At 70.8% G+C, this 13,451-nt stretch carries 12 protein-coding genes; 9 read left to right on the top strand and 3 right to left on the bottom strand.

The annotated features are described in order from the left end of the window. Positions 1 to 62: 62 nt before the first annotated feature. The 6 genes from K4S16_RS26395 to K4S16_RS26370 all read left to right on the top strand — a co-directional run bounded on the left by K4S16_RS26395 (position 63) and on the right by K4S16_RS26370 (position 7,836). Positions 63 to 980 carry a BTAD domain-containing putative transcriptional regulator gene (locus K4S16_RS26395; RefSeq protein WP_160161037.1) on the top strand — a complete coding sequence of 306 codons (918 nt, stop codon included), beginning with the start codon at positions 63 to 65 and terminating at the stop codon, positions 978 to 980. A 37-nt stretch (positions 981 to 1,017) separates the two neighbouring features. Next, positions 1,018 to 3,093 (top strand): hypothetical protein, encoded by a 2,076-nt coding sequence (locus tag K4S16_RS26390; RefSeq protein ID WP_149261731.1) that lies wholly within the window; start codon positions 1,018 to 1,020, stop codon positions 3,091 to 3,093. A 2-nt stretch (positions 3,094 to 3,095) separates the two neighbouring features. Continuing rightward, positions 3,096 to 4,436 (top strand): hypothetical protein, encoded by a 1,341-nt coding sequence (locus K4S16_RS26385; RefSeq protein ID WP_149261730.1) that lies wholly within the window; start codon positions 3,096 to 3,098, stop codon positions 4,434 to 4,436. Continuing rightward, positions 4,420 to 5,781, top strand: coding sequence for a DUF4407 domain-containing protein (locus K4S16_RS26380; protein WP_149261729.1), 1,362 nt, complete (start codon positions 4,420 to 4,422; stop codon positions 5,779 to 5,781). The genes K4S16_RS26385 and K4S16_RS26380 overlap by 17 nt, the downstream gene beginning before the upstream one ends. A gap of 285 nt (positions 5,782 to 6,066) precedes the next feature. Then, a complete protein-coding gene (locus K4S16_RS26375; protein ID WP_235037093.1) occupies positions 6,067 to 6,594 on the top strand; it encodes an FAD-dependent oxidoreductase in 528 nt (175 codons plus the stop codon). A gap of 234 nt (positions 6,595 to 6,828) precedes the next feature. After that, a complete protein-coding gene (locus K4S16_RS26370) occupies positions 6,829 to 7,836 on the top strand; it encodes an RNA polymerase subunit sigma-70 (RefSeq protein WP_149261728.1) in 1,008 nt (335 codons plus the stop codon). A gap of 102 nt (positions 7,837 to 7,938) precedes the next feature. Here K4S16_RS26370 and K4S16_RS26365 read toward each other — a convergent pair whose 3' ends face one another. Both K4S16_RS26365 and K4S16_RS26360 read right to left on the bottom strand, forming a co-directional pair. Continuing rightward, positions 7,939 to 8,502 (bottom strand): dihydrofolate reductase family protein, encoded by a 564-nt coding sequence (locus K4S16_RS26365; protein ID WP_149261727.1) that lies wholly within the window; start codon positions 8,500 to 8,502, stop codon positions 7,939 to 7,941. A 121-nt stretch (positions 8,503 to 8,623) separates the two neighbouring features. After that, a complete protein-coding gene (locus K4S16_RS26360) occupies positions 8,624 to 9,307 on the bottom strand; it encodes a LysR family transcriptional regulator substrate-binding protein (RefSeq protein WP_235037092.1) in 684 nt (227 codons plus the stop codon). A 54-nt stretch (positions 9,308 to 9,361) separates the two neighbouring features. On the opposite strand from K4S16_RS26360, the gene K4S16_RS26355 reads away from it, so the two are divergent. Beyond that, the gene (locus K4S16_RS26355) at positions 9,362 to 9,745 is read left to right on the top strand and encodes a DUF5997 family protein (RefSeq protein ID WP_149261726.1); all 384 of its coding nucleotides are present in this window, start codon (positions 9,362 to 9,364) and stop codon (positions 9,743 to 9,745) included. Between the two features lie 288 nt (positions 9,746 to 10,033). After that, positions 10,034 to 11,134 (top strand): glycoside hydrolase family 6 protein, encoded by a 1,101-nt coding sequence (locus K4S16_RS26350; protein WP_235037091.1) that lies wholly within the window; start codon positions 10,034 to 10,036, stop codon positions 11,132 to 11,134. A 277-nt stretch (positions 11,135 to 11,411) separates the two neighbouring features. Here the strand turns inward: K4S16_RS26350 and K4S16_RS26345 are convergent, their stop codons facing one another. Further along, positions 11,412 to 12,398 carry a zinc-dependent alcohol dehydrogenase family protein gene (locus K4S16_RS26345; RefSeq protein ID WP_149261724.1) on the bottom strand — a complete coding sequence of 329 codons (987 nt, stop codon included), beginning with the start codon at positions 12,396 to 12,398 and terminating at the stop codon, positions 11,412 to 11,414. A gap of 314 nt (positions 12,399 to 12,712) precedes the next feature. On the opposite strand from K4S16_RS26345, the gene K4S16_RS26340 reads away from it, so the two are divergent. Continuing rightward, entirely contained in the window at positions 12,713 to 13,441 is a 729-nt protein-coding gene (locus K4S16_RS26340; RefSeq protein WP_200842131.1) for an alpha/beta fold hydrolase, read from the top strand. The last annotated feature ends 10 nt before the right edge of the window (positions 13,442 to 13,451 follow it).

The raw sequence follows: 13,451 nt of genomic DNA, 5'->3' as shown, positions 1-13,451 counted from the left end.
CGCGCGACCGGCAATACCACCGGCAATTTCGCGTTCCATAAGGACCGATGAAGGGGGAGAATATGCCGAACGATCTACCGGCGCCCAGGACCGGCGCCGCAATCCGGACGTTCGATTCCATCGAGGTGCGCGACAAGGGTCGCGCGCTGCCGCTCGGCGGCCCCACCCACCAGGCGGTGCTGGCGCATCTGGTGATCTCCGAGGGTTGGATCGCCCGGGGCGCCCTGGTCTCCTACGTGTGGGACGGGAAGGAGGAGCCGCTCGGCGCCGACGAGGACCTGCAGCGCAAGGTCCGGGACGTCCGAAAGGTGCTGGAAGCGGCCGGGTTCGACTCGGACGTGCTGGAGACGGTGAACCGCGGCTACTGGCTGAAGCTGCCGCGTGTGGCCGACTTCCAGCTCTTCCGCGACCACGCAGAGCACGCCCGGCGGATCGCCGGGGAGGCCCCGGCCGCCGCCGCCGACCAGATGGCCGGCGCCTTGGACCACGTCGCGGGCACCCCTCTGCCCGGCCTGGCGGGCACCCGGGCAGAGGCGTTCCGGCAGCGCCTCCTGGCGGAGCGCGCCGAGGCTCGCCGCCTCCTGGAGTTGTGGTCGCTGCAGGCCGGCCGCGAGGAGGCCCGCGTCCCGCTGCTGCGCGAGGCCCTCGCCGAAGACCCCTACGACCAGGTGATGGCCGGCTACCTGATGTACGCGCTGGCGAAGCTGGGCCGCTCGAAGGAGGCCCTGTCCGTCCACGACGCGATGCTCGACCGCCTCACCCGCGAGGGCCTCCCCATCGATCCGCGGCTGACCGCCGCCCGCGACCGCATCCGGGATGGCGGCGTCGGCCCCGGCACCGAGGCCCCGGCTCCCGACCCGGCCCCCGCCGCCGCCCCCGGGAAGGCCGCGAACCACCACCACGAGTACCACCGGATCAAGATCGCCGAGGGCGGCACGGCCCAGTTCGGCGTGGTCAACAACTTCCCCACCGGGCCGTGACCCGGGACCACTCTCACCCACGGCGGTTGGTCGACCCGTGAACGAAGCGAACACCCAGCAGGAACCCGACAGCGAATCGGCTACCGAGACGGGCGAGCAGCCCGCCGGCGACGGTGCGAAGGACGAGCCCAGGGGCGGCGGCACCCGAGCCACCCACCAGTTCACGCAGGAGGCGAACCAGGAGTTCCACACCAAGGTCGAGAACCACGGGAACGTCTACCTCGGGATGCACGGCGCCCCGGGCGGGACGACGTCCAAGGCCGTCACCGGTGAGCTGAGCAAAGCGGAGATCCACACGCTCCGGACCAGCCCGGTCCGGTCACCCGTGCACGGCGAGGCGGTGCGACTGCTCTCCGATGCGCGAGTGCTGGTGATTTTTGGGCGGCCCGGCAGCGGGCGCGAGCACGGCGGCACCGCCGTGCTCGCCTGTCTCGACCCTCAGAAGATCTTCGTGCTGACGCCCGGGCTCATCTTGGACGAGCTGGCCCGCCGCGGCTACCAGGAAGGCTGCGCCTACTTCGCCGAGGCCGTCCGGGAAGGCGCCGACCGGCGGATGGCGACCGACGCCTGGCGGCGGGTCCGCACCAGGCTCGCCGACTGCGGGGCATGGCTGCTCGCGGTGTCGGCAGAGGAGGCCGGGGACATGTCCGGCGCCGGAGGCGTGCGGCGGCTGCGCTGGGAGCCCCCCGACATCGCCGAGATCCTCACCGCGCACGGCCTTGACGCCGCGACCGCCGAGGTCGTCCGGGACGAACTGCCGGACGAGCCCGCCATGGGCAGCGTCATCCGGACCGCCGAGCTGGTCGCGTCCGGTACAAACCCGAAGGAGGCCGTCCAGCACACCTTCGGGCTCGCCGCCGCCGCGACGGTCCGGGATTGGTTCGCGAGCACGCCGTCCCGGGCCGAGATCTGCTCGGTCACCGTCCTGGCGCTGACCGGGGGCCTCCGGCACCGCGACCACGGCATGTGCCTGATGAAGTTCGAAAGCATCCTCGACAAGCACATCCCGCCGTCGGCCGACGACGACAAGGAACGCGAGGACCTGCCGCGGCGGCGCGGCGCCGTCCTGAACGGCGACGGGCTGATGACCTGCGACCGGATCGTGCGCCACGGCGCCGCCAGCAGCCGGCTCCGGTTCAAGGACCCCGCCTACCGGTCGCATGTACTGCGCGAACTCTGGGGCGAGTACGACGAGCGGTTCTGGTACGTCGTCCACGAGTGGGTGCACGAGTACCTGCTGGACGACACCGTCCGGTTCAACCTGTCGGTCGGGCTGGCGCTGCTTGCCCGCGAGGCCTACGACGAGGTCGAGCCCGACTACCTGCTGCCCTGGTCGCAGGGCCGGGACGGCTGGCGGGGCCAGCAGGCGGCAGTGTGGGTGCTGTCGGTGATGTGCACCGATGAGGCGCTGTCCAAGACCGCCCTCGACACCGCGAACGACTGGGTCAACCACGGCACGTCCCAGCAGCGGTGGACGGGCGCCGTCGCCTTCACCGGCCTCCTCGGCGTCCGCTACCCCGAGGAGGCGGCCCGCCGCATGTGGCAGCTGGTCACCCAGTGCACGTCGATCAGTCCCGCCGTCGCGCAGAGCATGGGGCAGCTGTTCGCCACGCTGGTGGAAGCCGAGGGCAGGTCGCACCACGTCCTGGCGCTGCTGCGCAAGCGGCTGGACCTGCTGCGCCCGACCGGCCGGGACGCGCCGCGGTACCGGCTGGCGATGAAGGCCGTGCTGGCGGTGCTGTCGACCAAGCTGCCCGATGGCGGGAAGCCCGCCATCGTCGTTCTGCTGCTGGCCCGCCCCGACCGGCGCCCGCTGATCTGCCGGATCTGGGCCGACGCGCTGCGCTACGGCCCGGCCCGCCTGGGCGCACTGCGGGCGCTGGCACAGGCGCTGCGCGGTATCGAGCGGCTCAGCGAGCACGCCGAGCGGGAGGCCACCGCGCTCGGCGAGGAGCTGCGCCGCGCGCTCGGCCCCGCCGAGCAGGCGGCGCTCCGCCGCGACCTGCCGAATGTGATGGCCCGGAACCCGGCGCACCGCGACCGCCCGTCCCCCCTGACCAAGATCCTGCTGGCCGCGCTGGACGCGGCGAGCCCGTCCCCCGAGAGCGAGTGACGATGCCCTATCCGATCACCGAGCAGTGCCCCCTCGCCGAGGCCCGCAAGCACGGCCGCGCCGGCTTCAAGCGCAAGCAGCGGGTGGCCGCGGAACTGCCGCCCGCACGGCCGCACCAGGCGTACGTGTTCCAGATCGGCGACCGCTTCACGGTGCTGCGGCATCCCCGGCCCGACCACCCCGACGCGATCGAGGCGACCAGCGTCAGCGTCGTCGACATGGCGATGGGCGTGAGCGTCGCGGTGCGGCTGCCGGTCGCGTCGCAGGACGCGCAGACGTTCCAGGTGGACGTCATGTTCGACTGCACGGTGGTGGACGCCTCCCGGGTCGTGAAGTCAGGGCTGCGCGACGTCACCGCACCGCTGGAGCAGTACCTGCGCGAGCACAACGAGATCTTCGAGGTGGGCCTGCGGCGCGGCCTCGCGGAGTGGAAGGAGTTCAAACTGGACGTGACCGCGCAGATCAAGGCGTACGCCCACTTCATCCAGCCGACGGTGCCGGGCATGCGGATCGCGCTCGCCGCGGTGGACGTCCAGACGCCGCCGCCGATCAGCAAGGTGGAGGGCACCCTCGGCGAGGACGCCGGCGAGCAGCGCGTCGCGGACCAGAAGGCGGAGATGGAGCGTGACGCGGAACGCCGGACGCGCGAGTTCAGGGTCGAGATGCAAGAGAGGGAGCGGGAGGCCGAGCTCCGCAACCGCGAGGAGCGGGCCGAGTTCGCGCGCACCCAGCTCGACCACGACTACGACGCCATCGGCAACGACCCGGTGCGCGCGACGATCCTCGCCAACCAGTACGGCGCCATCGGCCACGAAGATGTCGCGGTGACGGTCGGTGAGCAGGACCGCCGGGAGGAGGAGCACCGCGAGAAGCTCCGGTTGGAGCAGCGCGGCGACGCCCAGGCGCTGCTGGACCGCGAGGAGCGGCTGCGCCTGGAGCGGCGCGCCGACTACCGCGCCGTCGCTGAGCAGGAGCACGAGGACAAGCTGCGCCGCGAGGTGTGGGACCGGGAGGAGAAGCTGGCCGAGATCGAGGCCGGGCGCAAGGACATGATCCGCCGCGAGACCTGGGACCGGCAGGACCGCCGGGATCGCGACGAGCGCGAGCACCAGGACCGGCTGCACGCGCTGGACCTCCGGCTGAACCTGCTGCGGGAGATCGCCAAACACGGCTACCTGGACCAGATCAATGTCGATGTGGAGGGCCTGATCAAGGGCCTGCAGGCCGACTCGGGCAAGCCCGCCGTGGATTCCGGCCAGCGCCCCGAAATCGTCGAACCGAGCCGTGACGCCGCCGACGACCAGAGCATCGAGGACCTCACCGAAGATGACGACGACTACTGACCCTTCCCGCGACGTGGGCCCGTTCACCGCGATCACCCCTGAGGCGTTCCGCCCCGTCCCTCCGAGCACCGGCCCGCTCCGCCTGGTCCGTGACCTGATCGGGGTCATCGACGAGCGGCTGTGCTGGTCCCCCGAGGAGCGCCCGCGGCTGGCCTGGCAGGGCGTGATCACCCTGTTCACCGGCTGCATGGCCGCGGTATCCATGAGCTTCTTCCTGTACCGCGTCTTCGGCCACCCCGCGGTGTTCGCGGTGGCGCTGTTCTGGGGCGCCCTGATCTTCGCCCTGGACGCCTGGCTCATCTCCTCGGCGCAGGGCGTGGTGAGCGGCGCCCGCAAACTCGTGCTGTTCGTCCCGCGGATTCTGATGGCCGTCCTGATAGCCGTGGTGATCGCCGAGCCCTTGGTACTGCGCCTGTTCCATGAGGAGATCCGCCAGGAGGCCCTGCAGATCCGCCAGGTGCAGGCCCTGGAGTACGAGAGCAGGCTGCGCCGGTGCAACCCCACCACCGGCCTGCCGAGTACGTCCTCCGACTGCGCGGGCAGCACCCTGAGCGTCGCGGGCTTTCCCGCAGGCGTTCAAGCGGACCTGGACGCCAAGCAGCGAGAGCGCACCCAACTGACCGACCAGATCAGGCCAATCGAGCGGAAACTGGACGCTCTGGAGAAGCGTGCCCGCGAGGAGTGCGACGGCACCGGCGGCACCCGGCGCTACGGCAACGGGGTCAACTGCAAGGCCAACCGCGCGACGTTCGCCACCTACAAGAAGACGTCCGGCATCGACGGCCTGCACCGGCAACTCGCCGCCGTCAACGCCAAGATCACCGCCTTGACCACGGACCTGGGCACCGGCACGGCCGGCTACGCCGCCAACGTGAACAAGCGGATCGCGGAGCAGGTGGCGGAACGCAAGAGCGCGGCGAAGGGCATCGGCGTCCTGGAGGAGATCAAAGCCCTGCACCACCTGGCATCCCGGGACACCAACGCCGGCGCCGCCCTCTGGCTCCTGCGCCTCCTGCTCATCATCGTCGAGTGCGCCCCCGTCCTGACCAAACTGCTGGGCGGTACCGGCAAGTACGACCGCCTGCACGAGGCCCGCCTGACGGCCAACGAAGTCGTGCACCGCCGCTGGGTGGATGCGCAGACGGCAGCCGAACTCGACCGCATCGAAGTGGCCGCGGCCAAGGAGAAAGAGCACAGCGCCGCCCTGATGGCCCTGGTCAACGAGGCGGAACACGACCGCGAACTGGCCGCCGTCCGCCGCCAGGAAGCCGATGACGCCGCGGAACGAGCCAACCTGAAGCGCAAGATCGACGCCTACGCCGCCCAGATCCGTGGCACCGCATGAGGCCGCGAACGTTTCCGTCACGGCCGCCATCAGGCGAAGTCGATGGAGGGCCGTCCCCCGGGCGTCGTCTGGGCCGCACCAGCCCTTGCAGACCTAGGCGAAGCCCTGCAAACGGGAGCTGGAGACCTCGAACCGCTTCTTCCACCTGATCTGGCGGTCGTTCGCACGCGGCACGATCGGCGCCCCGGCCCTCGGGATGGGACGGATGGCGGAGCAACTCGCGGCCCGGTTGCCGGACGGAGCAGTGTCACTGGAGACCGCCGTGCGAGCGGTCACAGGCGAGGGGTGCAGAGCTCCGAGGGAGAGGCATTCGAGGCGGATGCCGTCATCGTGGCGACCGACCCCGCCCAGGCCGCCGCCCTCGTCCCCGAGATCGACGCGCCCGTCATGCGGGACGTCACCACCTTCTACCACGCGGCGCCGAAGTCCCCGCTGGAGGAGCCCCTGCAAATCCTGGACGCCGAGGGGATCATCACCGACACCCTCGTTCTCACCGACGCGGCGCCCGAGTACTCCGCCGACGGCCGCGCACTCATCTCGACATCCGTGCTCGGGATCGACGCCGACGAGTCGCGCGTGCGCGGCCGGCTGGAGGAGATCTACGGTGACACCGCCGGGTGGCAGCTGATCGCCACTTATCCGATCAAAGCCGCTCTTCCGGCGATGCTCCCGCCACTGCGGCTGCGCCGTCCGGTGCGGATACGCAGGGGACGCTACGTATGCGGCGACCACCGCGACACCGGCTCCATCCAAGGAGCCCTGGTGTCCGGCCGCCGTGCCGCCGAAGCCGTCCTGGCCGACCTGCCCGGCTGAGCCGGGTACCTGGGAGGGCGGCCTGCGGGCCCAACGTGCTGTCGAACCTTGGCATTGCGCGGCTTGGACCCGGACCCGCGGGACACGGTTGCTCGACGCGAACACGTCCACTGGATCGCCCCGACCCGTCCGGTCTGACGAACGGGTCGGTGTCAGCGGCTTCACCGATCAGAAATCCTTCGCCACGCCGTCAGTTCTGGTGGCCCCTCGCCACCCGCGGAAGGATTGACGACCATGACCGACGCCGGCCTGCTGGACGCCGACACGGCCGCGTTCATCGCGGCGGCCCGCTCGAACGACACAGCTCAGTTCGCGCTCATCACGGAGCGCTACCGGCGGGAGCTGCAGGTGCACTGCTACCGGATGCTCGCGAACTACGAGGACGCTCAGGACATGACGCAGGAGACGTTCCTGCGGTCGTGGAGCAAGCGAGAGTCGTTCAAGGGCAACGCCGCGCTGCGGACCTGGCTGTACCGGATCGCGACGAACGCCTGCCTCGACTTCCTGGAGAAGCGCAACGACCGCACACCCGTGCCCGCCGAGCTGCCGGACGCGGGCTCGGAAATGCGCTACCTGCAGCCATACCCGGACCGGATGCTTCCGGAGGACCCGCAGGAATCGGTGGTGGCGCGGGAGACGATCGAGCTGGCGTTCATCGTCGCCGTCCAGCACCTGCCGCCGAGGCAGCGGGCGGTGTTCATCCTGCGGGACGTCCTCGGCTGGCCGGCGTCGAAGGCCGCGGACGCCCTCGAACTGACCGTCGCGTCGGTGACCAGCGCACTGCAGCGGGCGCGCGTGACGATGCGCGAGCAGCTGCCCGACCGCCGCCTCGACTGGCGGAGCTCTGCCACGCACGAGCTGTCGGACGACGAGCGCGGCGTGGTGAAGTCGTACATCGACGCCCATGAGCGCAACGACCTCGACGGGCTGATGGCCCTGCTGCGCGACGACCTGCGCTTCATGATGCTGCCCGGGTCGGGCACCGTGGACGTCACCGCCAAGGACGCGGTGGACGGCTGGGTCGCCGGTGGGCTCTTCCAGCCCGGCCACGACGACTGGCGCTGCATCGCCACGACGGTCAACCGCATGCCCGCCGCCGTGCTGTACCTCCGCACCCCCGACGACCCCGAATACCGTCTGTTCAATATCGCGGTCCTGCACATCGTCGACGGGAAGATCGCCGAGCTCACCGGATTCGACGCCACCGACAAACCATGGCTGAACCTGCCCGCGACGCTGTGACCGGACGAGTCCCCACCGGCGACGACTCATAGTCGAGGGGCACGGCGAGCGTGCCAGAAAGGATTTCGACCTGGCCTTAGGAGCCGAGCATCTGGCCCGTGCTCATCGCCTCGTCTCGTATCGGGTCAGCAGCACGCCGCCGGGAAATGTCCGCGTCTCGACCAGGTTCAGCTTCACCCAGCTGTCCAGCGCGGTGAAGAACGGCTTGCCTCCGCCCACCAGGACCGGCACGGTGACCAGCACGTACTCGTCGATCAGCCCGGCCCGCATCGCAGCTCCGGCGAGTGTGGCGCTGCTGATGTCCATCGGGCCACCGTCCTCGGCCTTGAGCCGGGTGATCTCGGTGACCGCGTCGCCGGTGACCAGGCGGGCGTTCCAGTCGACCTTGTCGATCGTCGATGAGAACACCGCCTTCGGCATGTCCCGCCAGCGGCGGGCGAACTCGATCTCCGCCGGTGTGGCGCCGGGCTGCCGGTCGGCGGTCGGCCAGTGGGAGCTCATCATCTCCCACAATCTGCGCCCGTACAGCGCCAGGCCGGTCGCCCCCACCCGGTCGGACCACCACTGGAACAGCTCGTCGCTCGGCACGCTCCAGCCCAGGTCGTCGCCGGGCGCGGCGATGTAGCCGTCCAGGCTCAGGTTCATGCCGTAGGTCAGTTTCCGCATGGCGTCAGCCTCCTGTGAGTCGATCTCACACCTACAGACGGGCGCGGCGCGGAAACCTAATCGGTGTGCGATCTGCGCCGGCAGGTAGTCCCCGCGTCCCGACGCAGCACGGCGTACTCGGCTACGTCCGGCGGCGTTTTTTGTGGCGGCGCTTGGGGGTGGAGCGCTGGCGGGGCGGCTTCTTGCGGGCGGGCTGTTGTTGGGCGTTGCGGCCGCGGGAGCTGTTGGGGGTGCGGCCGCGGACGATGCCGATCAGTTCCTCCATGAGATCGGTCGTCTCGGCATCGAGCCAGGCCAGGCCGATCTGGGATTGAGGAGCGTCGGTCACGGGGCGGTAGGTGAGGTCTCGGCGGTGGTGGAGGCGGGCCAAAGACTGCGGAAGCAGCAGGATGCCGGCCCCCGACGCCACCAACTCGATCGCAGCGGCGGTGTCATCGGGACGGGTGAAGGCGGGCTGCCCGGGACGGTCGTCCCAGGTCAATACCTCGTCGAGCGGCTCGAACACGTCCTCGTCGGCGAGATCGGCAAGCTCGACCTCCTCCACCGCGGCCACCGCGTGGTCCTTGGGCACCACCACGACGGTCGTCTCCAGGTACAGCGGGATCACATGGAGGGCCTCGCGGTCGACGGGCAGGCGTACGAACGCCGCGTCCACATCGCCCTTCCGCAGCAGGGGGACGGCATCGGCGGCGGGGAGCTGCACCAGCTCAAGCGGCACATCCCGCACCCGCTCGGCCCATACCCCCGCCCACTTCCCGGGCGTCACCCCCGGCACGTAGGCCAGCCGGAACTCACCTTCGGTCACTCCCTCAGCGTAGTCCCGTCCAGGCAGCCCCTTCCGCTGGCTACCCTTGGGGCCATGAGCGCGTCCAAGGCGAAGACCCCGCAGACCATGAAGCCCGCGACCGCGGCCAAGAAGCTGGGGATCCTGCTGTCGGCGGCGCCCGCCGAGTTCCAGGAAGGCCCTGTTTCCCGGGACGAATTGAACGCGCTCCAGGCCGACCCGCCCTCGTGGCTCGCCCGACTTCGCCGCGAAGGCCCCCACCCCCGTCAGGTCGTCGCCGCCAGGCTCCGTGTCTCCGCCTCAGGTCTCGCCCGCGCCGGCATCACGGGCCCCCTCACCACAGCCGAGATCGAGAACCTGAAGGCCGAGAACCCCGACTGGCTGGAACGCGAGCAGGCCGTCCGCGTCAAAGTCCGCGAAGAGGAACTCCGCCTCAAGCAGCAGCGCGCCAAGGCCTGACTCCCGTAATGCCCCGGCCGAGGCGCCGGGGCTGAGGCATGTCAGGACGCCGAGCCGGCCGGAATCATCGCCGACACCTGCGCTTCCGTGCTGCCCGAAGGCGTCCACACCGCCGCAGAGAAGACCACTGCAGATCAGCCCCTGACCAGGCCCGCAATATCGGTGGCCCGCAGGCTCGCAATGACGGCGGGCTGCTCTGCAGCTGGATGAAGATGAAATCGTGAAAGGGCTCTTGACTCGAATTGAAGTGCGTCGATAGTTTCGCGGGAAACGTCCAGAAAAAGTGCATTGGACTCGTCCGCTTCCTATGATCCGCTGAAAGATGGCCGGAGAGCCGGCGGACGGTGCCGCAATGACACCGGACAGGAAAGGACCCCCGTGCTCCCCGCTCTCCGCAGATGGACCATCACCGCCATCGCCGCGGTCACCGCGTCGACGGCCGCGCTGACCGGTGCCCACCTCACCGGACAGCAGCCGCAGGCCGCCAAGGTCGCCGCCGTCTCCTATGCCCCACCCGAGGCCAAGGCGATCGCCGCGGCCAACCTGTACGTCGACCCGAACTCCAACCCGGCGGCCTGGGTCGCCGCCAACCCCGGCGACCCGCGGGCCGCTCGCATCAAGGCGGCCATCGCCGACCGGCCGATCGCACGCTGGTTCGGCAACTGGGACAGCGATATCACCGCGGCGGTGTCCCGCTATGTCGGCGGTGCCGCGCAGACCGGGGCCACGCCGGTGCTGGTGGCCTACAACGTCCCGGGCCGTGACTGCGGCAGCCACTCCGGCGGCGGCGCGGGCAGCCCGGAGGCCTACCGCACCTGGATCGGGCAGTTCGCCACGGCCATCGGCGACCACCGGGCGATCGTCGTGGTGGAGCCCGACGCGGTCGCCCAACTCGACTGCCTGCCGAACGACAGCGAGCGGCAGATCCGGCTCGACCTGCTGAGATACGGCGTGCAGCAGTTCAAGCAGAAGGCACCGAACGCCTGGGTCTACCTGGACGCCGCCAATGCCAACTGGATTCCCGCCGGCACCATGGCCCAGCGTCTGCAGGCCGCCGGGATCGCAGACGCACGCGGCTTCTCGGTCAACGTGTCGAACTACTACACGACCGAACAGTCGGTCACCTACGCCAAGGCCGTCAATGCCGGGCTCCCCGGCGGTAAGACCTTCGTGGTCGACACCAGCCGCAACGGCAACGGCTCCAATGGTGAATGGTGCAACCCGGCCGGACGCAGGCTCGGCACCCCGCCCCGCGAGGGAGCCGATGCGGAACTGGAACTGTGGGTCAAGGTCCCAGGCGACTCCGACGGCGACTGCGGAATCGGTGCGGGGATTCCCGCCGGCCAGTTCAGCCCCGACTTGGCCATTCGCCTGATCGACGGCACTTGATATCCAGGCGTGCCGCCCGCGCCGCAGCCCACCATCCCGGTGGAGGGCGACAGGTGGTCACGCCGACCTGACAACCGCCGTCCCCTCGGCCCGTCCCGGCGTCATGTCCGGGGCGGGCCGACGCCGCAGCCAGTGGCGGGTGGGGTGGCCGGCCCACTGGGGTGCGGTTTTCCGAACGTCCGATTCGGGGGCGGGCACGATCGATCGCCGTGCTCCGCCCGCCGAGGATGAGCCGGACGGGATGCCGGGATTCGCCGAGCGGTCGGCTCCGTGCCGCTCAGTGCTCGATGTCGATGACCACCTTTCCCAGGGCCGTGCCGTTCTCCACGGCGGCGTGTGCTTCGGCCACCGTCTCGAGGCTGAAGCGCTGCGGGTCGAGCAAGGGGCGGAGTCCGCCGGCGTCCGCGAGCGCGGTGGCCTCCCGGAGGATCTGGCCGTGATGTTCGCGCCCGGCTCCCGTCAGCATCGGCAGCAGGGTGAACACGCCCGAGTAGGTGGCGCCGCGGAACGACAGCGGCGCGAGGCTGTGCGTACCCCATCCCAGGGCACTGACCACGTGCCCGGTATAGGTGCGCACGGCCGTGAACGAGGCGTCCAGGACCGCGCCCCCGACGGTGTCGAACACCACGTCGAAGCCGGCGCCGCCGGTATGTTCGGCCACGTACTCCTCGACGGACGTCGTGCTGTAGTCGATCGGCGTCGCACCGAGGTCCCGGACGAGGGGCGCCTTGGCGGCCGACGCGGTCGCGTAGACCTCGGCGCCGCGGGACGCCGCGAGCTGGACGGCGACACCGCCCACACCGCCGGCGCCGCCCTGCACCAGGACGCGCTGGCCCGCCCGCACCCCGGCACGGTCGACCAGCCCCTCCCACGCCGTGATCACGGCGAGGGGGAGCGCCGCCGCTTCACGCATCCCCAAGGAGGCCGGCTTGGGGGCGAGCAGGCGGGCGTCGACGGCCGCGTACTGCGCCAGCGATCCCTGGAGATCGCCCACTCCGCCGGTCAGCCCGTACACCTCGTCGCCCGGCCGGAAGCCGGTCACCCCCGGTCCCGCCTCCACGACCACGCCTGCCAGGTCCAGGCCCAGAACCGCCGGCAGCCGGCTGCGCGCATGATCCGCGCGGCCCGCCCGGATCTTGGTGTCGAGCGGATTGACGCCGCTCGCGCGAATCCGGACCAGCACCTGTCCCGTCCCCGGCACGGGGTGCGGTACCTCGCGCAGATCCAGGTGACCACCGAACTCCTCCAGTACGACAGCGCGCATGGCATGTCTCCCTTTCTCCCGATGCCCCGAGTGTCGGTGCTGTGAGCGCCGGCTCGCATCCGTGGCCTCACTGGTGGCGTGCCCGGGAACCTGCCGACGTGCCCGGCGGCGCGCCGGGGCCGACGGTGATCGGCTCGCTCCACGGCCTGCCCCGCGCCAGGGCCGGACGCCGACCGGTGAGGGTGTTTCGGGTGCGCCGCGGCGACGCAGGTCGTCAGGCGCTAGGGACTCCCGCCGGGGACCGACGGATGCGAGTGGCGGGACGCCGAGAACAGACTGGCCGCATTCCGGTGCCGAACGAGAGGAACCAGACGATGAGCATCACGACGAACTCCGCAGGCAAGCCCACGATCGTGCTGGTGCACGGGGCGTTCGCCGAGTCGTCGAGCTGGAACGGCGTCATCGCCGCACTGCTCGACGACGGCCACCCCGTGATCGCCGTCGCGAACCCGCTGCGCGGGGTCGCCTACGACGCCGACCACCTGCGCGGCGTCCTCGCCGCGATCGACGGCGACGTCATCTGCGTCGGCCACTCGTACGGCGGCATCGTCATCACCAACGGGACCGCCGGGAACGGCAACGTGAAGGCGCTGGTCTACATCGGCGCCTTCGCCCCCGACACGGGGGAGAGCGCCGCCGACCTCGCGGGCCGCTACGAGGGAAGCACCCTCGGGGAGACGCTCGCGCCCGTGAAGCTCGCCGACGGCAGTACGGACCTGTACATCCGGCAGGACCTCTACCACGCGCAGTTCGCCGCAGACTCCCCGGCCCGCGAGGCCGCGGTGATGGCCGTGACGCAGCGCCCGATCGCCGAGTCGGCGCTCGCCGAGCCGTCGGGCGAGCCGGCCTGGAAGACGATCCCGTCGTGGTTCCTGATCGGCGGCAAGGACAAGAACATCCCCGCCGCGGCCCAGCGGTTCATGGCGGAGCGGGCGGGATCCCGGCGGACCGTGGAGCTGCCGGAGGGCTCCCACGCCGTCGGCATCCCGGAGGCCGCCACCGTCGCCGACCTCGTCCGGGAGGCCGCCGCCTCCACGGCGTGACCGTGGTGGA

The sequence above is a fragment of the Actinomadura sp. K4S16 genome, assembly GCF_008327685.1.
In the GTDB taxonomy this organism is placed as follows: Bacteria; Actinomycetota; Actinomycetes; order Streptosporangiales; family Streptosporangiaceae; genus Spirillospora.
This window is presented reverse-complemented; position numbering and strand designations above follow the sequence as displayed.